Here is a 23,391-nt window from a genome sequence, read left to right as displayed (position 1 = left end):
CGGATAAATGCAAGGAGAGGGCATGGCCACCCCCGAGGACAAGTACACCACCGAAACCATTACTCATCTGCGCCGCTGGACAGAAACGCTGATCAGCTTTCGGCTTACGCGTCCGGCGGGCTTCCGTTTCACAGCCGGCCAGTTCGCGCGCCTGGGGCTGCAGACCGAGACCGGAGAGGCGGTGTGGCGTGCCTATTCGATGGTGTCGGCGGTGTGGGAAGAGTACTTGGAATTCTTCTCCATCGTGGTGCCGAATGGCGCTTTTACCTCCCGCCTGTGCCGCAAGACGGAGGGCGATACGCTGTGGCTGGACAAGACGGCCACCGGCTTCTTCACGCTCAACCGTTTCCCGGACGGGCGCGACCTGTGGCTGCTGGCCACCGGGACCGGGCTGGCCCCATATCTTTCCATCCTGCAGGATCCGGATGTCTGGAGCCGCTTCGAGCACATCGTGCTGGTGCACAGCGTGCGCCATACGGCCGAGCTGGCCTATCGGGAGGAGATTGCGGCTCTGCCGCAGCATCCGCTCTGGGCGGAGCAGGGCCACAAGTTCCGCTATTTGCCGGTGGTAACGCGCGAACCCGCTGCTGGGCGGCTGTCGGCGCGCATCCCCCAGCTTCTGGCCAGCCATGCTCTGGAGGAGGCTGCCGGGCTGGCACTCTCGCCGGCGCATTCGCGCCTTATGCTCTGCGGCAACCCGCAGATGGTAGAGGACACCCATCGCCAGCTCAAGGAGATGGGGTATCGCCTGTCACGGCTGTCCGCCCCGGCGCAGCTGGCGGTGGAGAATGGCTGGTAAGACGGGTGCCCGCCTTCAGGGTTGGCCGAAGCCGGCCATGAAAAAGGCCTCCCGTAAGAGGCCTTTTGCTTACAGCCCGGGCGGTCACGCCCTGACGCAGTCGACGCAGTACACCTTCTTGCCGTCGATGTCCTGTCCCACCAGACCATGTACATCGGTCTCGAAACCCGGCAGCTGTCGGTTAAAGTCCTGCGCAAAGCGCAGATAGTCGACAATGGTCCGGTTGAACACCTCGCCCGGGATCAGCAGCGGGATGCCCGGCGGATACGGCGTGAGCAGCACTGCGGTGACGCGACCTTCCAGCTGGTCCACCGGCACCCGCTCGATCTCGCGGTGCGCCATCTTGGCGAAGGCATCGGCCGGACGCATGGCCGGTTCCATCTCCGAGAGGTAGATCTCGGTGGTGAGGCGGGCGATGTCATGCTCGCGGTAGAGGTTGTGGATCTTCTGGCACAGGTCTTTCAGGCCGACACGCTCGTACACCGGATAGCGCGCCACGAACTCCGGCATCACGCGCCACAGCGGCTGGTTCTTGTCGTAGTCGTCCTTGAACTGCTGCAGGGCGGTGAGGAGGGTGTTCCAGCGGCCCTTGGTGATGCCAATGGTGAACATGATGAAAAAGCTGTAGAGGCCGGTCTTCTCCACCACCACGCCATGCTCGGCCAGATATTTGGTCACCATCGCCGCAGGGATGCCCATGTCCTCGAAGGTGCCGTCCACGTTCAGCCCAGGGGTGAGGACGGTGGACTTGATCGGGTCCAGCAGGTTGAAGCCTTCCTCAATGCCCTGAAAGCCATGCCAGGTGGCGTCCGGCTTCAGCTCCCAGTCGGCTGCATCGCACAGGCCGTCGTCCGACAGCTCGTCTGGACCCCAGACGCGGAACCACCAGTCCTCACCATATTCCTCATCCACCTTGCGCATTGAGCGGCGGAAGTCCAGCGCTTCGGCCAACGATTCTTCCACCAGAGCCGTGCCACCCGGCGGTTCCATCATCGCGGCAGCCACATCGCAACTGGCGATGATGGCGTACTGCGGGCTGGTGGAAGTGTGCATCAGGTAGGCTTCGTTGAAGCCATGGGTGTCCAGACGACGGCTTTCCGGGTCCTGCACCAGGATCTGCGAGGCTTGGCTCAGGCCGGCCAGCAGCTTGTGGGTGGACTGGGTGGAGAAAATCATCGATTCCTTGCACCGAGGGCGGCCTTCGCCGATGGCGTGGAAATCGCCATAGAAGTCGTGGAAAGCCGCGTGCGGCAGCCATGCCTCGTCAAAGTGCAGTGTGTCCACCTGACCGTCCAGCAACCCCTTGATCTCCTCAACGTTGTAAAGGATGCCATCGTAGGTGCTCTGCGTGATGGTGAGAATGCGCGGCTTGAGGTCCGGGTTCTTCTGCAGGGCCTCGCGGGCGAACGGGTTGGCCAGAATCTTCTGGCGGATGGTCTCCGGCTGGAATTCGGACTTGGGGATCGGGCCGATGATGCCGTAGTGGTTGCGCGTCGGGGTCAGGAACACCGGGATGGCCCCGGTCATCATGATCGCGTGCAGGTTGGACTTGTGGCAGTTGCGGTCCACCAGCACGATGTCGCCGGCCGCCACGGTGCTGTGCCACACGATCTTGTTGGAGGTGGAGGTGCCGTTGGTCACGAAGAACAGGTGATCGGCATGGAAGATGCGCGCGGCATTGCGCTCGCTGGCCGCCACCGGGCCGGTGTGGTCCAGCAGCTGGCCCAACTCGTCTACCGCGTTGCACACGTCCGCGCGCAGCAGGTTTTCCCCGAAGAACTGGTGGAACATCTGGCCGACCGGGCTTTTGAGAAACGCCACCCCGCCCGAATGCCCCGGGCAATGCCAGGAGTAGGAGCCGTCGTGCGCATAGTGCACCAGCGCGCGGAAGAACGGCGGCGCCAAGCCATCCAGATAGCTCTTGGATTCGCGGATGATGTGGCGGGCGACGAAGTCTGGCGTGTCCTCGTGCATATGGATGAAGCCGTGCAGTTCGCGCAGGATGTCATTGGGAATGTGGCGCGCGGTGCGGGTCTCGCCGTAGAGGTAAACCGGAATGTCCGGGTTGCGCCGGCGGATCTCGGCCACGAAGGCGTACAGGTCGCCCAGCGCTGCTGCCGTCGTGTCCTCGCTCTGGAACTCCTCGTCGTCGATCGACAGAATGAAGCCGGCAGCGCGGCTCTGCTGCTGGGCAAAGGAGGTCAGATCCCCATAACTGGTGTAGCCCACCACCTCCATGCCGTGGCTTTCGATGGCGGCGGCCAGCTCACGGATGCCGGAGCCGCTGGTGTTCTCGGAACGGAAGTCTTCGTCGATCACGACGAGGGGAAATTGAAAACGCATACCTGAGTCCTTGGTCTGAAAACTCGGACTTTCGGCAGGGCACGGCGGGGCGGCGGGCAGGGCGGGCACCTGTAACGCAGCTTCGGCCGGGGCAATGCCAAAGAGTCACTCGGTGCGCGTTGGGGCAGCAAACTGCCTTGAGGCGCGGTGGTTAACCTGCCCGGCAGACGGCGTGCCTGTCTGTGTGGCGGGCAGGGGGCGGGGGCGCTTTGCGCCGCGGTGCGCATCGGACGAAATACCCTCGTCCTGACGTCTGCCGGCCTGGAACTACCCGTCAAGAGCGCGCATTGTAGCGCGACTTTTTTGTGCTGGGCATGCACGATGCCGCATTGCGGTAAAAGCCGGTCGCCTGTGGCCGCGCCCGCAGCCGGGCAGGGTTGGCCGAAGCCCCTCAAGTGGCTGTTTTCATTCCGGATCGCCGGACACAGGCGGCCCGGGGGGAGCAGGAGGCGGGTGTTGCGTTTTTTTCCGCTCCAGATAGAGCCCCAGGGCCCGGAGCACCACTGCGCCGCCCGACAGCCCCAGGAAGAAGGCCAGGGGTATCGCAACCAGATACGGCACCAGCACTACTGCCACGGCCACTGCCAGTAACACCAGTCCGATCGCCAGGAAGGCCGAAGCCTCGCTCGCCTCCACGCCGCGGGTGCCCCGCACCACCGCTCCCAGCACGTCGCCAATGCGCACCGCCTGTCGCGCTGCGGCCGAGGCGCTGCGCACGGCCTGGCCCGGCCCTGGCGGGCGCAGGCTGAAATGATGCGTGCGCGGCCGGGTCAGCACCGGGCGTCGCCGCGCGCCTGTCAGCACCACTTCGGTGGCGTTTTCCAGGTCGCGCAGGAACTGCGCCTCCAGCGCTTCGGCCAACGGCCCGTCCTCCAGCACGATGTCCAGCTCGCGGTTGGCCAGCCAGCTGGAGAGGTTGAGGTTGGTTGAACCGATACGGGCCCAGCGCCCGTCCGCCACTGCCGATTTCGCATGGATCATCGGGCCGTTCCACTCAAACACCCGCACCCCGGCTTCCAGCAGCGGCCGGTACAGCGTGCGTGAGACCGTTGCGATCCAGCCGATGTCGCTCGAGCGCGGCACCAGAAGCCGCACGTCCACCCCATCGCGCGCCGCTTGCTTGAGCGCGGTCAGGTACATGCTGGTGCCCATGAAGTAGGCGTCGGTTAGCCAGAGTGTCTGCCGGGCGAAGCTGGCGATCAGCAGGTCCAGCCGCATCACGTGTGCCGTGGAGGGCGTGGTGGCAATCAGTCGTGCCGATACCTCGCCCGCGTCGCCCGCCGCTGCCGTCCCTTGGTCAAAGTCCGCCAGGCCGCCCGAGGCCATCCAGCTGTCGCCGAAGGCTGCCACCGCGTCGCGCACCAGCGGCCCGGAGAGCTGTACTCCGGTGTCGCGCCAGGGTGCAATGCCGTGAGCGGCATCGCCCTCCCAGCGGCTGCTGATGCAAAGGCCGGAGACGAAGGCTTCCCGCCGATCCACCACGATCAGCTTGCGATGGTTGCGGCCGAACAGACTGACGCCGCCGGTCAGGGTGGGGGGATTGAAGGCCTGCACCGACGCGCCCGCCTGCACCAGCGGGCGGAAGAATCCGCCCAGATGTTCCTTCCAGCAGCCCAGCCAGTCGTAAAGCAGGTACACCCGCACCCCGGCCCGGGCGCGCTCGGCCAGCAGGTCCCGGATGCGTCTGCCATAGGCATCGTTGCCGAACATGTACATCTCGATGAGTACGCTCTCCTGCGCCGAGGCGATCGCTGCTTCCCAGGCAGGGAAGTTTTCCTCGCTGTCGAACAGCAGGTGCACCCGGTTGCCGGCCACCAACGGCGCGCCAGCGGTGCGTGAAAAGGCCTGATCGGCCAGCTGGCGAATCAGGCCGGCAGGAGGGGAGGAATCCGGACGGTGTTGCTGCATTCGTATGTTGTCTAACAATATATTTTCTTAAACCAGGCAAAGTCCAAAAAAACCCAGCTGAAGAGGTCGTTTTTACGAATTTGCATGTCTCATAAACTGAAAAAAAATGCTTTTCCCGGGATATAAAAAACACGCTTTTTTTTTCATAAAAAAACATAAGTTTTTGTTTTTATTATACTAATGCACTGCACAAAAAGCGGTTGCAGGGTCAGCAATCTTGACCTTAGAATCAAAACATCCGTTACACATTATAAGCAGGCAAAGAGCATGGACAGACAGCAGTGGTTGGAGGGTACTCTGTACCGTCCGGATTTCGAGCAGGACAGCTGTGGCTTCGGTCTGATCGCGCAGTTGGACGACAGGCCCAGCCACTGGATCGCGCAGACCGCCATCTCCTCGCTGGCCCGGCTGACCCATCGTGGAGCGATGGCGGCAGACGGTAAGTCGGGCGATGGCTGTGGCCTGCTGTTCAAGAAGCCCGACGGCTTTTTGCGCGAGGTGGCCGCAGAGGCCGGCATCACCCTCAAGGGCACCTATGCGGCGGGTCTGGTGTTCCACCATCCGGACGAAGCCATCGGACAGCGCAGCTTGCGACGTCTGAAAGAATACCTCGAAACCCAGGAGCTCGAGGTCGCAGGCTTCCGGACCGTGCCCACCGATCCGTCCGCCTGTGGCGAAGCAGCGCTGGCCAGCCTGCCTGCCATCGTCCAGGTGTTCGTCAACTGTCCGTTCGGCATGGACGAGATGGCCTTCCAGCGCCGGCTGTACATGGGCCGCCGTCAGGCCGAAAAGGCCAACCGCGGTGACGACCCACACTTCTACCTGCCCACGCTTTCGCCGCATACCCTGTCGTACAAGGGGCTGGTAACGCCGGAAAACCTGCCGCGCTTCTTCCTCGATCTCAAAGACCCCCGCTTCGAGACCAGCCTGGCCGTCTTCCACCAGCGCTTCTCCACCAACACCTGGCCCCAGTGGAAGCTGGCCCAGCCGTTCCGTTTTCTCGCGCACAACGGCGAGATCAACACCGTCCAGGGCAACCGCAACTGGGCCCGTGCGCGCGAGCAGATCATGGAGTCCCCCCATCTGGACATGGATGCGGTACGGCCGATCGTGCAGACCGATGGGTCGGACTCGATGTCGCTCGACAACATGCTCGAAGGCCTGCTGATGGGCGGCATTCCGCTCTTTAGGGCTCTGCGTCTTCTGGTGCCGCCCGCCTGGCAGAACGTGGACAGTACCGACAAGGACCTGCGCGCCTTCTACGAATTCAACTCAATGCACATGGAGCCTTGGGATGGCCCCGCCGGCATCGTGCTGACCGATGGCCGCTACGCAGCCTGCATGCTTGATCGCAACGGACTTCGTCCGGCACGCTGGGTGCTCACCCGCGACAACGTGCTGACCATTGCTTCCGAGGTGGGGGTATGGGAATACCGGCCCGAGGACGTGATCCGGAAGGGGCGTGTCAAGCCCGGTCAGCTGTTTGCCGCCGATCTGGGGACCGGCGAGCTCATGATGCCGGAAGACATCGATGCGCAGCTCAAGTCAGCCAAGCCCTATCGCCAGTGGATCAAGGACAGCGCCAAGTACCTGGAGCTTTCGATCGAGGACGACAGTACCCTCGAGCCGATGCCGAAGGAGGCCCTGCTGCGTGCCCAGAAGCTGTTCAATGTCAGCTTCGAGGAGCGCGACCAGATCCTGCGGGTGTTGGCCGAAGATGGCCAGGAAGCCGTGGGCTCGATGGGCGATGACACGCCGATGGCCGTGCTCAGCCAGAAGATCCGTTCGCCGTTCGATTATCTGCGCCAGCAGTTCGCCCAAGTGACCAATCCGCCGATCGACCCCATCCGCGAAGCGGTGGTGATGTCGCTCAACAGCGTGTTCGGCCCCGAGCGCAACATGTTCGAGGAAAGCGCCGAGCACGCCAAGCGGTTGGAAGTGCGCAGCCCGGTGCTCAGCCACGAGAAGTTCGTCAAGATCATTACCCGGCCGGAGCCTTACCTGAAGGCCACCACTTTCGACCTGTGCTACGACCCCTCCGAATCCTCGCTCGAAGCCGCCCTCCGTCGCCTGGCCGAGCACGTGGTCGAGGCCGTGCGCGAGGGCACCGTGATCGTGGTGCTGTCGGACCGCAACCTGTGCCCGGACCGGCTGCCGATCCATGCCCTGTTCGCGACCGGTGCCGTGCACCACGCATTGATCGACGCCGGCCTGCGCTGCAAGTCCAACATCCTTGTCGAGACCGGCACGGTGCGCGATCCGCATCACATGGCCTGCCTGATCGGCTATGGCGCCACGGCGGTCTATCCCTACCTCGCCTATCAGACCATCTTGGATCTGGTGCAGTCCGGCGAAGTGCCGCTCCGCCACAACGAGGCACTGCAGAACTACCGCAAGGGCATCAACAAGGGGCTTCTGAAGGTGCTGTCCAAAATGGGCATCTCCACCATCGCCTCGTATCGCGGTGCCCAGCTTTTCGAAGCCATCGGTATTCACGACGAGGTGGTGGAACTGTGTCTGCGCGGCACGGTTTCCCGCATTGGCGGTGCCGGCTTCGAGGATTTCGAGACAGACCAGAAGAAACTGGCCCGGCTTGCCTACAATCCGATGCGTCCGCTGACGCAGGGGGGGCTGCTCAAGTACGTGCATGGTGAGGAATACCATGCCTACAACCCGGATGTGGTGATGACGCTGCAGAAGGCGGTGCAGACCGGTGACTACGCCACCTACCTGCAGTACGCCGAGCTGGTCAACCAGCGCCCGGTGGCCATGTTCCGCGACCTGATGCAACCGAGGCTGGCCACCAGCCCCGTTCCCCTTGAGGAAGTTGAACCGGTCGAATCCATCCTCAAGCGTTTCGATTCCGCTGGCATGTCGCTGGGCGCGCTCTCTCCAGAGGCCCATGAGGCGCTCGCCATCGCCATGAACAGGCTGGGCGGCCGTTCCAACTCGGGTGAAGGCGGTGAGGACCCGAGCCGTTACGGCACCGAGCGGATGTCCAAGATCAAGCAGGTGGCTTCCGGCCGGTTTGGCGTCACGCCGCACTACCTCGTCAATGCGGAGGTACTGCAGATCAAGATTGCCCAGGGCGCCAAGCCGGGCGAGGGCGGACAGCTGCCAGGCGACAAGGTCAGCCCGCTGATCGCCAAGCTACGCTGCTCTAAGCCGGGCATCAGCCTGATCTCGCCGCCGCCGCATCACGACATTTATTCCATTGAGGATCTGGCACAGCTGATCTTCGACCTGAAGCAGGTCAACCCTCAAGCGCTGGTCTCGGTCAAGCTGGTGGCCGAGCCGGGTGTGGGCACCATTGCCGCGGGCGTGGCCAAAGCCTATGCCGATCTGATCACCATCTCGGGTTACGACGGCGGTACGGGTGCCTCGCCGCTCACCTCGGTCAAGTACGCCGGTAGCCCGTGGGAGCTGGGCTTGTCCGAGGCCCAGCAGGTGCTGCGGGCCAACGGCCTGCGTGGCCGGGTGCGTGTGCAGACCGACGGCGGGCTGAAAACCGGCCTGGACGTGGTGAAGGCCGCCATGCTGGGGGCCGAATCCTTCGGCTTTGGTACCGGACCGATGGTGGCACTCGGATGCAAGTATTTGCGCATCTGCCACCTCAACAACTGTGCCACCGGGGTGGCGACGCAGGAAATCAAGTTGCGCTCCAAATACTTCACCGGCCTGCCGGAAATGGTGATGAACTACTTCCTGTTCGTGGCTCAGGAAACGCGTGAATGGATGGCGCGGCTGGGGGTGCGCACCATGGACGAGCTGATCGGCCGCATGGACCTTCTGGAACTGGGTGCTGCCCAGTCGGAGCGCCAAGAGAAGCTGAATCTGGCACCGCTGCTCAATCTAGGGAAGGTACCCGACAGCGAGCCGCGCTTCTGCGTGACCGAGGCCAATCCTTCGTTTGACAAGGGCGAGCTGGCCGAAGCGGTGCTGCAGGCGGCGCTGCCGGCCATCCAAAACCGGCAGATGCTACGGCTGGAGTATCCGATCGCCAACGTCAACCGTTCGATCGGCGCCCGCCTGTCGGGGGAGATTGCCCGCGTACATGGGGCTGCTGGCCTGCCGGACGGCTGCCTGACGGTCAAGTTCAATGGGGCGGCCGGGCAGAGCTTTGGTGTTTGGAATGCCCCCGGCCTGCACCTGGAGCTGGAAGGCGACGCCAACGACTATGTAGGCAAGGGCATGGCCGGTGGCCGCATCACCATCTATCCCCCCAAGTCGGCGGCCTACAAGTCCTCAGAGTCGATTATCGTCGGCAATACCTGCCTCTACGGGGCCACCGGTGGCCAGCTGTTCGCGGCCGGGATCGCCGGCGAGCGCTTCGGCGTGCGCAACTCCGGCGCGCTGGCCGTGATCGAAGGCGCCGGCGACCACTGCTGCGAATACATGACTGGCGGGTGTGTCATCGTCCTGGGTGAGACCGGCTATAACTTCGGTGCCGGCATGACCGGAGGTTTTGCCTTCGTCTACGACCCGAACGAGCGCTTTGCCTACCGCTATAACAACGAGCTGATCGACATCCACCTGATCAACGGTGAAGCCATGGGCATGTACCGCGCCTTCCTTCTGGAGAAGATCGCCAAGCATGCCGAACTGACTGGCTCCGAAACCGCCCAGGCGATGCTGCAGAACTTCGAGGACTATGTCGACTACTTCTGGCTGGTCAAGCCCAAGGCCGCCCGCCTGGACAGCCTGCTGAAGGACTGATGCCTCCGGTGGCCGCAATGCTTTCGGCCAACCTTCGTTAACTGACGCGCCGCCCGGATGGCGGCGCGTGGCAAGGAACACAGATCATGGGTGACGTATTCCAGTTCATGAAGCTCTCGCGCAACCCCGGGGATAAGGTGGAAGCCCAGGTGCGCAAGGTGGAGTTCAAGGAAATCTACCGACCGCTGCACAGCGTGGACGCGGCCGACCAGTCGGCACGCTGCCTCTCGTGTGGCAACCCCTACTGCGAGTGGGAGTGCCCGGTACACAACTACATCCCGAACTGGCTGAAGCTGGTGCGGGAAGGCCGGCTCTTCGAGGCGGCCGAACTGTCCCACAAGACCAACAGCCTGCCCGAGATCTGCGGACGGGTCTGTCCTCAAGACCGTCTGTGTGAGGGCGCCTGCACGCTGAACCAGGGCGGCTTTGGCGCCGTCACCATTGGCAGCATCGAGAAGTACATTACCGATGAAGCCTTCAAGGCGGGCTGGCGTCCGGACATGAGCAAGGTGGTGTGGAGCGACAGGAAGGTTGCTATCATCGGTGCTGGCCCCGCCGGGCTCGCCTGTGCCGATGTGCTGGTGCGTAATGGCGTACGGCCGGTGGTGTTCGACCGCTACGAGGAAATCGGCGGCCTGCTAACCTTCGGCATCCCCGAATTCAAGCTGGAAAAGGACGTTATCCGCCGTCGGCGCGAAATCATGGAAGGCATGGGTGTCGAGTTCCGCCTCAATACCGAGATCGGTCGGGATGTGCAGATCGAGGCCTTGCTGGAAGAGTACGACGCCGTCTTCATGGGGATGGGCGCCTACCGGTACATGAAGGGCGGCTTCGACGGCGAGGCCCTGCCCGGCGTACTGGAAGCCTTGCCCTTCCTTATCAACAATATCCGCCAGCGCATGGGCACCCTCCCGGCAGATGAGGCCCCCCTGTCCATGGCGGGCAAGCGTGTCGTGGTGCTGGGTGGTGGTGATACCGCGATGGACTGCAACCGCACTTCCATCCGCCAAGGTGCTCGTCGGGTGATCTGCGCTTATCGGCGCGACGAAGCCAACATGCCGGGCTCGAAGCGGGAAGTGACCAATGCACGGGAAGAGGGCGTGGAGTTCCTCTGGAACCGCCAGCCGGTCGGCATCGTTCAGCTCGACAATGGCAGTCTGGGGGTAAGGTTGGCCGAAACCCGGCTGGGCGAGCCCGATGCTCGGGGCCGGCGCAATGCCGAAGTGGTGCCGGGTAGCGAAGAAACCATCGAATGTGACCACGTCATCATCGCGTTCGGCTTCCAAGCCGAGCCTGCTACTTGGTTTGATCGCCAAGGCATTGCCACGGCCGGCAATGGCCGTACCACGGCTTCAGCCAACACGCCCTACAAGTATCAGACCAGCAACCCCAAGGTCTTTGCCGGCGGCGACCAGGTGCGGGGTGCGGATCTCGTGGTGCGCGCAGTGTTCGAAGGACGCCAGGCAGCGGAGGGAATGCTCAGTTATCTGCAGGTGTGGTAAGTGATGTGTTTGGCTAGACTAACTAGGTAGTACACAGATTTAGATGCGACCGAACCCGCCTGATGGCGGGTTTTTTCTAAAAAATGGAGCTGTGTTCATGATCCGGACATAAAAATGAGGAACGCCAATTAAGAAGCGGTATTCAGTTTCCTGACGGAGGGTAAGGATTCATTTTCGAGGCAGGTGACGTAGGCATCGCTGGTTCATCTGCTTCCTCTCGGCATCAAAGAACCAGCCCCATTTGAAAAAATATGAGCAGGCTGAACGAACGTGTATCAAAAGCAGTTTGACGCTTTTATAAGAAGCCTTTTGGAAATGGTGTGTAACTGTCGTGCTGGGAAGGTACAGGGCACTGCCATAGGTTGCTAGTCGTCGAGACAGGTCGGTATCTTCTAAGTATAGGAAAAACCGCTCGTCGAAACCACCCACGGCCTTCAGGGCCGTCGAGCGAACCAGCATGAAACATCCGGACAAATAAGGGGCGAAGAACTTGCGCGAGTAGTCCGCGTCGTGCAATTCATAGGTGGTATTTGTGGATTTTGAAATGCTGGGAAGAAAGCGACGGAAAAAAAGATCGAAAGGAGTGGGGAGTAGCTTACAGAGATGCTGCCTTTCCCCATTTGGGTACCGGATGTCTGGCATAAATAATGCGGCGTCTTCTTTTTCTGCGGCTAGGCAAAAAGCGTCTAGGTCCTCTGCGGAGACTTCAATGTCTGGGTTGACGATTAAGAAAAAGTCACTGTGTTCGGCAAAGCGGGAGATGGCAATATTGTGCCCTGCTCCAAAGCCAATATTATTTTTGGGTTTTATGTAAACTATCTTTTCGTTGTTCATGTTGGAAGCCCAGTTGCATCCGCCATTGTCAACAAGAATAAGTTTTTCTAACAGTGATGACGAAGTTATTTGTTCTATGAGTGGTTCAGTTTTGTTTTTAAAATTCTTAAAAAGAACAATTGATGCAATCAATCTCATGGCGTCATTTTTTTACAATAGAATTGGGTATGGCCCCGGTTTTTCCAATTAAACCATGATAAAGGGCTTGAGTAAGGGTTTTCAAGGTATTTAGTTTATGGTTACTTTTCCAAGTATAGAAAACTATGTATTTAGGAATTCTTAAGATGCTGATGCTTCTCCAGTTCCAGTCCAAATGGTTTTTTCTCAAAAGGAAGGCCAAATTTCTAACAATATAGTAATTTCTTGTTGTGCTGTGTAAGCTTATTTTCTTACCCAAGAAAAAAACTACTTCATCACCTATGCTGTGCTTCATGATGGTAGAAGGGGTTATGAAGCACGAATATCCCTTGCTCTTTGCCCTTAACCCCCATTCAACATCGACCCAATCTATAAAAAGTTCCTCCATCATCAGTCCTATTTCTGTGAGGGAGTCGACACTTATTAAGGAGCCTGAAGCGATTATATGATCAGTTTCCACGGCCTCCTTCATGTCTTTGAGTATGGGTATTTTTTCTACGTGTAGAAACTTGTGCCGTATTGCTGTGGCTGAGCTGCTGCCTTTTTGCTCAATAAATAGCGGTCCGACTGCTGCCACTTTTCTGCCTAGATTTTTTAATCGGGTCTCTTCCTGAATGAGTTTAAATACCATGTTTCTGGCAGGGCAGCTGTCCTGATCCAAAAGCAACACGTGAGTACAACCTTTTTTTATGGCTAGAGATATACCTTCATTTTGAGCCTTTGCTATTCCTTTGTTGTTTCCTAAACTCTTATAAATGCAAATTGGGCTGTAATTTTTGAAATAAGATTCGTTATATTGAATTTGCCCGAAAGGGGTATTGTCAATGAGGTAGATTGCCGCAACTTGATTTTTAAGGCTATCAAGCAGTGCTTTGAGGTTGGGCTCATCAGGATGGTAAAGGACAATAATGGCACCAACCACTTTATAATTTCCTTAGAGTTTTTAGTAGGTGGAGCACTTCGCTTTGGAATAAATTTTTTTCTTTTTTTATTGATTCTCGATAACTGTCGAATTTCTGGTGTTCGCAGGAGAAGTTTCTAAAGCATTTTTCTATTAGCAAAGTAATGATGTCAAAACTGCTTCGAGGGGAAGAGAATTTATATTCTTCAGGTATGGGAACATCTTCTTTGAAGGCTGCAGACCCTGCTCTATTTGTGATTATACAGCATCCACACATGGCAGCCTCTCGAGGAATTCTATCTTTTCCAGGGTGGGTTCCAAAATCGATATAAACTTTTGCCTTTAGAAGGGTCTTTTTTACCTCTATTGGGGTCATGTTCTCAAGAGCAACGAACTCTAGATTTGAGCCTGCCTTCTTAATGAATTCATCCGTAATTTCTTTGCCTTTTTTTGGGTTATAAGCGATGATATCTTTTTTGGTGCTCAAGTCTATTGAAGGCGCTTCTAGAAAATCGTCTCCTAGATAATCCGATAGATAGCTTAATTTTGCAATGCCTTTTTTTCTTAAAAAGTTAGCGGCATATTCTGATTGTGCGAGGTGGTAAAAATCTTCTTTGAAATCAAAAACTCGGTATCCTAGATAATACTTGAGGGTTTTTTTGAAGTGTGAAACTGATGTGTAGTAATTATCAACGCTCAGCCACCAGATAATTTTTTTGCATGGAACCGGAGTCCGCCAGTTATACAAAAACTGGGTCATCACTTCTGGAACTATCAAGAGGTCGTCTTGGCGTAAATTTTTTATTTCAAAAGTGTAGGGGGCTTTGTATTTTTTGAATCTCTCGGCTACAGGGTCTTTTCTGTGTGAGCTTCCGACGTAAAATATCTTAGCTTCTAAACCTAGACCGATAATAGTTGAGGCAAGTTGGTGTAGTAATTCTGTTCCGCCTGTCGCGGTGTGAGCAATGCAGCCAATATAAATCACTGTAATCCATCCTTGTGCTTTATCGGTAAATCTACTGAGTGCTGCCCATTTTGAAATGCATGGTAGGATCAAAAAATTGCATCTTTATGTTTTTCATGTGCTATTCAATGTGTGAAACCAATTGCGGTGCAAGTTTATGATGTTGATGCGGTGTGAATGGCAGTGGCCCATTAGAAGTAATGGTAAAGCATGTAAGGGTTATTTGATCTTAATTGAGTGACTTTAAGTGCTCTGTGTTGCTTTTCACTTGCGATTAAGGTGTTGGGAAGAAAGGTGTAATATGGGAATCTTTCTTTTATAAATTGCCCATCCCATACTACAGGTGACTAAACATTCTGTAAATAACACGGATATCGCCGCTCCTTTTGCCCCTAGGTGAGCGCTAAGAGGGAGTACGAAAATTATGCTGCATATACTTGATATAATCAGGATGCGACTAAAAAGATCACTCATCCCTAACGGGAGCATCGTTTGTATGCCGAAAACATTGCTAAGTCCGGTCAGTAAAGGCAGGGGGGCCAGTAGTTGCAGAACTAAAGTAGTTTCTTGATGGTTAGCCCCATAAGTCGTTTCAACAATTAAAGGCGCGTAAATAAATAAAAGAGTAGATAGTATAGCTGTGGCAATTCCTTGGCGCAGTAGCAATTTGCGGATTAATTTAAAAGCGGCAGTAAGATCTTGCTCTACAAGAGCATTTATTCTTGGGTAAAGGGCTTGGGAAATCGGGCTAATCAAACCTTGTACTGCCTGCCGGATCTTGTCTGCCGCCACAAAATGTCCTACTGCTGAACTATTGGTTAAAAAGCCTAGTATCACTGTAGTGCAGGTGGTGTACAAGCTGGTTGCTGCAGTAGAGAGAAAGACGTGCCATCCCTCGGTCAGTTGAGTTTTTATTTCCTTGAGGCTTGGGTATGCCCACTTTATCATTTTTTTGTGATAAATAAAGCCAATGGCAAATAATCCCGAGGATAAGGTTGTTATTCCTTGGAGAGCTGCTGCCAACTCTACATCTTCGGGTTTCTGAACGAAAAAAAATATAGTAGGAAGAATAAGAATTTTGGCTGCCAAAGAGCAGGCTGCGAACTTGTCTATTTTTTCCAAGCCTTGAAAAAACCAGATAGGGAGTAGGATGGTTCCCACGACTTGTATATACGCGAACTGTAGAATTCCTTGGTTTGATTTTAGTGTTGGGACTGTGTCAATAAGAGCTAGTAAAATGAGCGCTCCCAATAATCCAAGTATCGTCTTGCAGGCCATAATATTCCAGAAGGTGCTGCTTAGTTTTTCCTGATTTTGTTTTTGGCTCGCAAGAACGCGTGTTGCGCTTAAGTTAAAACCGTAATCAACTAATAGAACAAAATACTGGATAAAGGCCGAGCAAAAACCCAATCGACCAAAATTTTCCGTCCCTAACGTTCTTACCAAGTAGGGGAGGGTGAAAAGAGGAAGTAGGTAGTTGACGCCTTGTAAGAGAAATAACGACAGAATGTTGCGTACCAAAGAGCGGTTCACTGCTTTCTCATTCAAAAAATTCAGTGTCATCTAATGTGACCGCTAGACTGTCTTTTTCCGAGCACCGGATACGGCAGTCTAGCGCGGGCCAAGTGATTGCTAGGCCTGGATCGTTCCACAGTATCGACCGCTCATGCTGAGGAGCCCAGTAAGTAGTTGTCTTATAGAGCACGTCGGCCTCTTCAGAAAGGGTCAGGAACCCATGGGCAAAGCCTTCCGGAATCCAAAGTTGCCTTTTGTTGGTTGCCGTGAGATGGACGCCAACCCACTGCTTGAAGGTAGGGGAATGTCTGCGGATATCTACAGCAACATCGAAGATTTCGCCGGCTGCGCAGCGTACTAATTTCCCTTGAGCTTCTGGTGCCGTTTGGTAATGTAAACCGCGTAAAACTCCCTTGAAAGAGCGAGAATGATTGTCCTGCACAAAAAAAACGGAGCGACCAATAGCTTTCTCGAAAACAGCTTGGTTGAAGCTTTCAAAGAAAAAGCCGCGTTCATCATTAAAGATAACAGGGTCGATGATTTTTACATCTGGAATGTGAGTGCTTGTAATTTTCATTAGATTTTAGCCCGTCATTTCAGCAATCGAAGCAAGTACTTGCCGTAATTGTTTTTTCGGTAATTCCGGGCTAGCCGCGCCAGCTGTTCCGCATCAATCCATTTCTGAATGTAGGCGATTTCTTCCAGGCAAGCCACTTTCAAGCCTTGGCGGTTTTCGATCGTAGCGATGAACTGGCTGGCTTCCAACATGGATTCGTGGGTGCCAGTATCTAGCCAGGCGTAGCCGCGACCCATAGTTTCCACCTCCAGCTGCTCTTGCTGCAGGTAGACATTGTTGATGTCGGTGATTTCCAACTCTCCGCGTGCGGAAGGCTTGATGCTCTTGGCGATGTGCACTACTTGTGCATCGTAGAAGTACAGTCCGGTCACCGCGTAATTGGATTTGGGCTGTGCAGGCTTTTCTTCGATGGATAGTGCTTTGCCTTTGTCGTCGAAGGTCACCACGCCATAGCGCTCCGGATCGTTGACGTGATAGGCGAAAACGCTGGCGCCTTCAGTTTTTTGGTTGGCCGAACGTAGCAGGCGCGGGAAATCGTGGCCATAGAAGATGTTGTCGCCTAATACTAGTGCGCTGGGTGCGCTGGCCAAGAAGTGTTCGCCGATGAGGAATGCCTGTGCCAGGCCGTCCGGACTGGGCTGTACAGCATAGTGCAGGCTGACTCCCCATTGGCTGCCATCGCCCAGTAGCTGCGCGAAACGTGGTGTGTCCAGCGGAGTGGAAATGATCAGGATATCGCGAATGCCCGCCAGCATGAGGGTGCTGAGCGGGTAATAGATCATTGGTTTGTCATAAATCGGTAGCAGCTGCTTGCTGACCGCGAGCGTGGCGGGATAAAGACGGGTACCGCTGCCTCCGGCCAGAATAATACCCTTACGGTTCATAGACGACGTCTCGCTCGCTTATCAATACTGGCACAGCTGGGCGAATACCTGATGCACACCGTCCTGCCAGTCTCGTAAATGAATGTCAAACGTTGAGCGTAGTTTACTGCAATCCAACTGAGAGTTCAGAGGGCGTTTTGCCCGTGCCGGATAGGCATCGGAAGAGATCGGGTGAATATCGGCATGTGTCAGCTTCAGTGGTAGGCCCTGCTCTTCGGCCAACCTTATGACTAACCGGGCATACTCGTACCAACTTGTTTTCCCTGCGCTGGTAGTGTGGTAGAGCCCGCTCGGAAACATGCGAGGGGACTGACGATAGTGCTGGACGACCTTTGCTGTGACATCGGCCAGCAGAGCTGCCGGAGTAGGGGCGCCTATCTGGTCTGCGACAACATTGAGAGATTCTTTCTCATGGCCTAAGCGCAGTATGGTTTTCAGAAAGTTGCTACCGTGCACCCCGAACACCCAACTGGTGCGAAGGATGGCATGGCTGACGCCAGAGATGGTGATGGCTTGCTCGCCCGCAAGCTTGCTGGTGCCGTATACCGACTGTGGGTTGACAGGATCGGTTTCCACGTAAGGTCCATTTTTCTCGCCATCGAACACGTAGTCGGTAGAGTAGTGAATCAGTAATGCATCCCGCTTTAAGGCCCAGGTCGCCAGCGCGGCTGGGGCTTCAGCATTAACCTTATAAGCCGTATCGACATCGCCCTCTGCCTTGTCCACCGCTGTGTAGGCAGCGGCATTCACAATGATATCCGGCTGAAGATTCTGCAGCTGTGTGGCCAGGTTTTCGGTGTACCGCAGATCGAGCTGTGCCCTGTCACAGCACAGCAGCGTTCCCAAGGGGGCGAGGGTGCGTTTCAGTTCACGACCGACCTGTCCGTTTGCGCCAGTAATCAGGATGCGGGGCATGACGGTTCACCTTCACCATAGTGCTGTGTCACCCAATGGCGATAGGACCCGGAGGTTACGTCGTCCACCCATGCTTGATGCGCCAGATACCAGTTGACCGTCTTGCAAAGCCCACTTTCAAACGTTTCGGCCGGTTTCCATCCGAGCTCGCTTTCCAGTCGACTGGCATCGATAGCATAGCGTCGGTCATGTCCGGGCCGGTCCTTCACAAAGGTGATCTGTGCTGCATACGAGCCTCCTTCCGCGCGAGGACACAGCGTATCCAGCAGGGTGCACAAGGTCGTGGCCACTTGCAGATTGGTTCGCTCGCTACAGCCTCCAATATTGTAGGTTTCTCCAGGTGACCCCGCTTCAAGCACCCGACGCAGGGCTGCGCAGTGATCTTTCACGTACAGCCAGTCTCTGACCTGCTGGCCATCTCCATAGAGGGGCAGAGCCTTGCCGGACAGGGCATTTAAGATCATCAGCGGGATCAGCTTCTCGGGAAACTGATAGGGGCCGTAATTGTTGCTGCAGTGGGTGGTGAGTACCGGCAGACCATACGTATGATGCCAAGCGCGCACTAGATGGTCCGAGGCAGCCTTGGAAGCAGAGTAGGGGCTGTTGGGGCGATAGGGATGGACTTCAGTGAAGGCCGGTTCCGTCGGGTAGAGGGAGCCGAACACCTCATCAGTCGATACATGCAGGAAACGGAACGCCTGCTGTTCCTGGCGGGATAGTTCGCTCCAGTAGTCCCTCACCGACTCCAAGAGCTGAAAGGTACCGGTTACATTGGTGTCCACGAAGGCCTGAGGTCCATGAATGGAGCGATCTACGTGGCTTTCTGCAGCGAAGTTCAGGACCGCTCGTGGCCGGTGGCGGGAAAGAAGCTGGCGAACCAGCGAACGGTCGGCAATATCTCCTTTTACAAAGACGTGACGGGTGTCCCCCTGCAAGGCGGCCAGAGAGGAAAGATTGCCAGCATAGGTGAGCTTGTCCAGATTCAGGACGGGTTCATCGTACTGCGCCAGCCAGTCTTTTACAAAATTGGCACCGATGAAGCCGGCGCCTCCCGTGATCATCAGCATGTTGGTATACCGCTTATTGGTTTGGGTGAATTGTAAGAGGTACTCTGTCAGAATGCTTGCGTTCTTTATTCCGGACGGCATAACCAGGAGAGTACCGTGCTGCTAGCCATCCTGATCATCACCTTCGTGATCGCGTTGGTGGTGTGCATGTTCTGCATCCGGCTCGTCCGGCACGCTGGTCTTGATCCCGTCCAAAGGGGGCCCCAGAAATTCCATGTCCGTCCTACCGGACGCATTGGCGGAGTGGGCATCCTAAGCGGCCTGCTGGGCGCCGTCGGGTTGCTACATGTGGTTGAGGCTCCCATTGATGCAGCCCTTCTGTCACTTCTCATGCTGGCTGCGGTCCCGGTATTCCTTGCGGGCTTGGTGGAAGACCTCAGCCGCAAGGTCTCTCCCCGCTTCAGGCTGGCTGGAGCTTTTGCTTCAGCCTTGCTGGCCTCTTTGCTGATGGGGGCGGTGGTGCCTTCTTTCGGTCTGCCCGGGCTGGACCGGTTGTTGGCGGGCAGTCCCCTCCTAGCCTTAACGTGCACCATGTTCGCAGTGGGCGGGGTCTGTCATGCCTTCAACATCATTGATGGATATAACGGCGTCCTGGGCGGGAGTGCGCTGTTCGTGGCTGCAGCGCTGGCCTACGTAGCTTACAAGACCGGACAGCAGGGGGTGTTGGTGGCAAGTGTTGCCCTGATGGGCAGCCTGCTGGGGTTTCTGGTGTGGAATTTCCCCGCCGGTCTGCTGTTTGCCGGTGACGGAGGGGCCTACTTGGTGGGCTTTTTGCTGGCCGAAATGTCGGTGCTGCTGGTGGAGGGCGGTCGCGGGGCAGTATCGCCTTGGTTTCCGATGCTGTTGATGATCTACCCGGTGTTCGAAACCCTGTTTTCCATTTACCGCAAGAAGCATTTACGCAAGATGTCGCCCGGCGTTCCCGATGGCTTGCACTTTCACATGCTGGTCTACAAGCGGTTGGTTAGATGGATGGTCGGCTCCGACGATGTAGCCGCCAAGATCCGGCGCAACAGCCTGACTGCTCCCTACCTGTGGGCGGTGACTCTCTCCGCCGTACTGCCGGCCTTGTTGTTCTGGCAGAGCGAGCGGTTGCTTCAGGGGGCTTGCCTGGCCTTCGTCCTTTTCTATCTGTGGACCTACACGCGCATCGTGCGCTTCCGGGTGCCCCGGTGGTGGGTACTACGTAAACGCGGATAATAATCTATGGTTTGGCTTGGGTTGGTTTAAAAAATCAATCGAGCTGTGCCGCTTGAAATCCCTGCCACGTGTCCCTACCATTAGCACTCGCTAGGTCCGAGTGCTAATGCATCCGGCCTAAACCCTGAGTTGACTGTATTCACCTCTCAACAGCCAAATTGCTTACTAGGAGAGATCAATGGCAATCCGTCCTCTGCATGACCGTGTGGTAATCAAGCGCCTCGAAGCCGAAGAAAAAACTGCTTCCGGCATCGTTCTGCCGGGCGCTGCCGCCGAGAAGCCGGACATGGGCGAAGTGCTGGCCGTGGGCAACGGCAAACTGCTGGAAAACGGCGAGCGCCGTCCCCTCGAACTGAAGGTGGGTGACAAGGTGATCTTCGGCAAATACTCCGGCCAGACCGTCAAGGTAGACGGCAATGAAGTGCTGGTGATGCGCGAAGAAGACGTGATGGGTATCGTCGAGTAACTCCGGCCCACACATCCCGAAACCGATTTTGGAGAGAATGAACAATGGCAGCTAAAGACGTTAAATTCGGTGATTCCGCCCGCGCCAAGATGGTCGCTGGTGTCAATATCCTGGCTGACGCAGTCAAGGTGACCCTGGGCCCGAAAGGCCGCAACGTAGTGCTGGACCGCTCCTTCGGCGCGCCCACCATCACCAAGGATGGCGTTTCCGTCGCCAAGGAAATCGAGCTGAAGGACAAGTTCGAGAACATGGGCGCCCAGATGGTGAAGGAAGTTGCTTCCAAGACTTCCGACGTGGCCGGTGACGGCACCACCACCGCGACCGTGCTGGCCCAGGCCATCGTCCAGGAAGGCATGAAGTTCGTCGCTGCTGGCATGAACCCGATGGATCTGAAGCGTGGCATCGACAAGGCGGTGGCTGCGCTGGTGAGCGAAGTGGCCAAGATTGCCAAGCCGTGCGCCACCTCCAAGGAAATCGCTCAGGTGGGCTCGATTTCGGCCAACTCCGACACCGACATCGGTGAGATCATTGCCAGCGCCATGGAAAAAGTGGGCAAGGAAGGCGTGATCACCGTCGAGGACGGCAAGTCGCTCAACAACGAGCTGGATGTCGTGGAAGGCATGCAGTTTGATCGCGGCTACCTGTCCCCGTACTTCATCAATAACCCGGACAAGCAGATTGCCGCCCTGGACAATCCGTACGTCCTGCTCTTCGACAAGAAGATTTCCAACATCCGCGAGCTGCTGCCGGTACTGGAGCAAGTGGCCAAGTCGGGCCGCCCGCTGCTGATCATTGCCGAGGACGTTGAAGGCGAAGCTCTGGCCACCCTGGTGGTCAACACCATCCGTGGCATCCTGAAGGTCGTGGCCGTCAAGGCGCCGGGCTTCGGCGACCGTCGCAAGGCCATGCTGCAGGACATCGCCACCCTGACCGGTGGTACCGTGATTGCCGAGGAAGTGGGCCTGACGCTGGAGAAAGTCACCCTTGACATGCTGGGCCAGGCCAAGCGTGTGGAAGTGGGCAAGGAAAACACCACCATCATCGACGGCGCTGGCGAAGCCGCTGCGATCCAGGCCCGTGTTGCCGAGATCCGTCAGCAGATCGAGACCGCCACCTCCGATTACGACCGCGAGAAGCTGCAGGAGCGCGTAGCCAAGCTGGCCGGCGGCGTGGCCGTGATCAAGGTGGGTGCAGCCACCGAAGTGGAAATGAAAGAGAAGAAGGCGCGCGTGGAAGATGCGCTGCATGCGACCCGCGCTGCCGTGGAAGAAGGCGTGGTTCCGGGCGGTGGCGTGGCCCTGCTGCGTGCCCGTGCGACCCTGGATACCCTGAAGGCCGACAACGCCGATCAGGAAGCCGGCATCAAGATCGTGCTGAAGGCCATCGAAGCGCCGCTGCGCCAGATCGTCAAGAACGCCGGTGAGGAGCCGTCGGTCGTGGTGAACAAGGTACTGGAAGGCCAGGGCAACTTCGGCTACAACGCTGCCAGCGGCGAGTATGGCGACATGCTGGAAATGGGCGTTCTGGACCCGGCCAAGGTGACCCGCTCGGCCCTGCAGCATGCGGCTTCCGTTGCCAGCTTGCTCCTGACCACCGACTGCATGATCGCCGAGTTGCCGGAAGAGAAGCCGGCTGCTCCGATGGGCGGCATGGGCGGCATGGGCATGGACGGCATGATGTAAGCCGCTTCGGCCAACGTTGTCATTGCAAAACCCCGCTTCGGCGGGGTTTTGTTTTGGCCCTCTGGTGAGCGGAGCATTTCTGGCAGAATCGGTCGCAACGGATCAAAAAGGAGGATGCATGCAACTTGCCGAACTCGTGAAGGTGCTTGATACCTATCTGGAACCGTGGCGTTTCAAGGATTACGGGCCCAACGGCTTGCAGGTCGAGGGGCGCTCGGAAGTGCGCAGCGTCGTGGCCGGCGTCACGGCCTCGCAGGGGCTCATCGATGTAGCCATCGAACGTGGAGCCGATGCCATCCTCGTTCACCACGGCTACTTCTGGAAAAACGAGAACCCCTGCATCACCGGCATGAAGAAGGCGCGCTTGTCCCGTCTGCTCGCCCACGATATCAGCCTGATTGCCTATCACCTGCCGCTCGATGCACATCCGGTCGTCGGCAACAATGCCCGCCTTGCGGCAGTGCTGGGTCTTGCAGTGGACGGGCAGGCCGGAGACCAGGGTCTGCTGTGGCATGGCCATCTCGAAGCCCCCTTGCCGGCCCGAGGGTTGGCCGAAAGCGTGGCCACCGCATTGGGGCGGCCGCCGCTGCTGCTCGGGCCCGCTGACCGACTGGTGCGGCGTGTGGCTTGGTGCACCGGCGGTGCCCAAGGCTTCTTTGAAGAGGCGATTGCGCTGGGGGTGGATGCCTACATCACTGGTGAGGTGTCCGAGCAGCATCATCATATCGCCGAGGAGCTGGGCGTTGCCTTCCTGGCCGCTGGGCACCACGCCACCGAGCGCTACGGCGTGGCCGCGCTGGCGGGCTGGCTGACCCGGGAGCATGGGTTGGAGACCTGTTTTGTGGACCTGCCCAACCCTGTATGAGGTTGTCCTGAAGGGTGTTTGCACAATTTCTCCGGATAAGGCTTCAAGTCCCTACCGGGAATCGGGTAAAATCATGCAGTTTAAGTTTATAAGCTCGGTTTCCACGTTTGAGGAT

17 protein-coding genes are annotated in these 23,391 nt (G+C 57.3%); 7 read left to right on the top strand and 10 right to left on the bottom strand.

All coding sequences use genetic code 11. The features are described from left to right. Positions 1 to 22: 22 nt before the first annotated feature. A complete protein-coding gene (locus EV669_RS06790; RefSeq protein ID WP_132098219.1) occupies positions 23 to 799 on the top strand; it encodes a ferredoxin--NADP reductase in 777 nt (258 codons plus the stop codon). Positions 800 to 883: 84 nt separating this feature from the next. On the opposite strand, the gene EV669_RS06785 is transcribed toward EV669_RS06790, so the two are convergent. After that, the gene (locus EV669_RS06785) at positions 884 to 3,142 is read right to left on the bottom strand and encodes an arginine/lysine/ornithine decarboxylase (RefSeq protein WP_132098218.1); all 2,259 of its coding nucleotides are present in this window, start codon (positions 3,140 to 3,142) and stop codon (positions 884 to 886) included. Between the two features lie 405 nt (positions 3,143 to 3,547). After that, positions 3,548 to 5,050 carry a phospholipase D-like domain-containing protein gene (locus EV669_RS06780; RefSeq protein ID WP_132098217.1) on the bottom strand — a complete coding sequence of 501 codons (1,503 nt, stop codon included), beginning with the start codon at positions 5,048 to 5,050 and terminating at the stop codon, positions 3,548 to 3,550. Between the two features lie 267 nt (positions 5,051 to 5,317). On the opposite strand from EV669_RS06780, the gene gltB reads away from it, so the two are divergent. Together gltB and EV669_RS06770 are read left to right on the top strand one after the other, a co-directional pair. Beyond that, positions 5,318 to 9,766 (top strand): glutamate synthase large subunit, encoded by a 4,449-nt coding sequence (gltB, locus tag EV669_RS06775; RefSeq protein WP_132098216.1) that lies wholly within the window; start codon positions 5,318 to 5,320, stop codon positions 9,764 to 9,766. An 86-nt stretch (positions 9,767 to 9,852) separates the two neighbouring features. After that, positions 9,853 to 11,268 carry an FAD-dependent oxidoreductase gene (locus tag EV669_RS06770; RefSeq protein ID WP_054286735.1) on the top strand — a complete coding sequence of 472 codons (1,416 nt, stop codon included), beginning with the start codon at positions 9,853 to 9,855 and terminating at the stop codon, positions 11,266 to 11,268. A gap of 168 nt (positions 11,269 to 11,436) precedes the next feature. On the opposite strand, the gene EV669_RS06765 is transcribed toward EV669_RS06770, so the two are convergent. The 8 genes from EV669_RS06765 to rfbB form a co-directional block, all read right to left on the bottom strand. Continuing rightward, entirely contained in the window at positions 11,437 to 12,240 is an 804-nt protein-coding gene (locus EV669_RS06765) for a glycosyltransferase family protein (protein ID WP_132098215.1), read from the bottom strand. 4 nt (positions 12,241 to 12,244) lie between these two features. After that, the gene (locus EV669_RS06760) at positions 12,245 to 13,162 is read right to left on the bottom strand and encodes a glycosyltransferase family 2 protein (RefSeq protein WP_132098214.1); all 918 of its coding nucleotides are present in this window, start codon (positions 13,160 to 13,162) and stop codon (positions 12,245 to 12,247) included. Between the two features lies 1 nt (position 13,163). Then, the gene (locus EV669_RS06755; protein ID WP_132098213.1) at positions 13,164 to 14,126 is read right to left on the bottom strand and encodes a hypothetical protein; all 963 of its coding nucleotides are present in this window, start codon (positions 14,124 to 14,126) and stop codon (positions 13,164 to 13,166) included. A gap of 243 nt (positions 14,127 to 14,369) precedes the next feature. Then, positions 14,370 to 15,668: an oligosaccharide flippase family protein gene (locus EV669_RS06750; protein ID WP_072242785.1), complete on the bottom strand. Its 1,299-nt coding sequence runs from the start codon at positions 15,666 to 15,668 to the stop codon at positions 14,370 to 14,372. Continuing rightward, complete coding sequence (rfbC, locus tag EV669_RS06745) at positions 15,646 to 16,197, bottom strand: dTDP-4-dehydrorhamnose 3,5-epimerase (RefSeq protein WP_132098212.1); 552 nt, start codon at positions 16,195 to 16,197, stop codon at positions 15,646 to 15,648. The genes EV669_RS06750 and rfbC overlap by 23 nt, the downstream gene beginning before the upstream one ends. Before the next feature lie 14 nt (positions 16,198 to 16,211). Next, positions 16,212 to 17,081 (bottom strand): glucose-1-phosphate thymidylyltransferase RfbA, encoded by an 870-nt coding sequence (gene rfbA / locus EV669_RS06740; protein ID WP_132098211.1) that lies wholly within the window; start codon positions 17,079 to 17,081, stop codon positions 16,212 to 16,214. Positions 17,082 to 17,102: 21 nt separating this feature from the next. Continuing rightward, positions 17,103 to 17,996 (bottom strand): dTDP-4-dehydrorhamnose reductase, encoded by an 894-nt coding sequence (gene rfbD / locus EV669_RS06735; protein WP_132098210.1) that lies wholly within the window; start codon positions 17,994 to 17,996, stop codon positions 17,103 to 17,105. After that, positions 17,981 to 19,063 carry a dTDP-glucose 4,6-dehydratase gene (gene rfbB / locus EV669_RS06730; RefSeq protein WP_132098209.1) on the bottom strand — a complete coding sequence of 361 codons (1,083 nt, stop codon included), beginning with the start codon at positions 19,061 to 19,063 and terminating at the stop codon, positions 17,981 to 17,983. The genes rfbD and rfbB overlap by 16 nt, the downstream gene beginning before the upstream one ends. A 96-nt stretch (positions 19,064 to 19,159) precedes the next feature. On the opposite strand from rfbB, the gene EV669_RS06725 reads away from it, so the two are divergent. The 4 genes from EV669_RS06725 to EV669_RS06710 all read left to right on the top strand — a co-directional run bounded on the left by EV669_RS06725 (position 19,160) and on the right by EV669_RS06710 (position 23,276). Continuing rightward, the gene (locus EV669_RS06725; RefSeq protein WP_318271348.1) at positions 19,160 to 20,263 is read left to right on the top strand and encodes an MraY family glycosyltransferase; all 1,104 of its coding nucleotides are present in this window, start codon (positions 19,160 to 19,162) and stop codon (positions 20,261 to 20,263) included. 178 nt (positions 20,264 to 20,441) lie between these two features. Beyond that, positions 20,442 to 20,729 (top strand): co-chaperone GroES, encoded by a 288-nt coding sequence (gene groES / locus EV669_RS06720; protein ID WP_054284446.1) that lies wholly within the window; start codon positions 20,442 to 20,444, stop codon positions 20,727 to 20,729. Positions 20,730 to 20,773: 44 nt separating this feature from the next. Next, entirely contained in the window at positions 20,774 to 22,411 is a 1,638-nt protein-coding gene (gene groL / locus EV669_RS06715) for a chaperonin GroEL (RefSeq protein ID WP_132098208.1), read from the top strand. Between the two features lie 118 nt (positions 22,412 to 22,529). Beyond that, on the top strand, positions 22,530 to 23,276 hold the full coding sequence (locus tag EV669_RS06710; RefSeq protein WP_054284448.1) for a Nif3-like dinuclear metal center hexameric protein: 747 nt from the start codon (positions 22,530 to 22,532) through the stop codon (positions 23,274 to 23,276). Positions 23,277 to 23,391: the final 115 nt, after the last annotated feature.

The organism is Gulbenkiania mobilis, from assembly GCA_004346645.1.
GTDB lineage: Bacteria > Pseudomonadota > Gammaproteobacteria > Burkholderiales > Chromobacteriaceae > Gulbenkiania > Gulbenkiania mobilis.
Note: the sequence above shows the minus strand (reverse complement) of the source record. Positions and strands in the feature narration are given on the sequence as shown.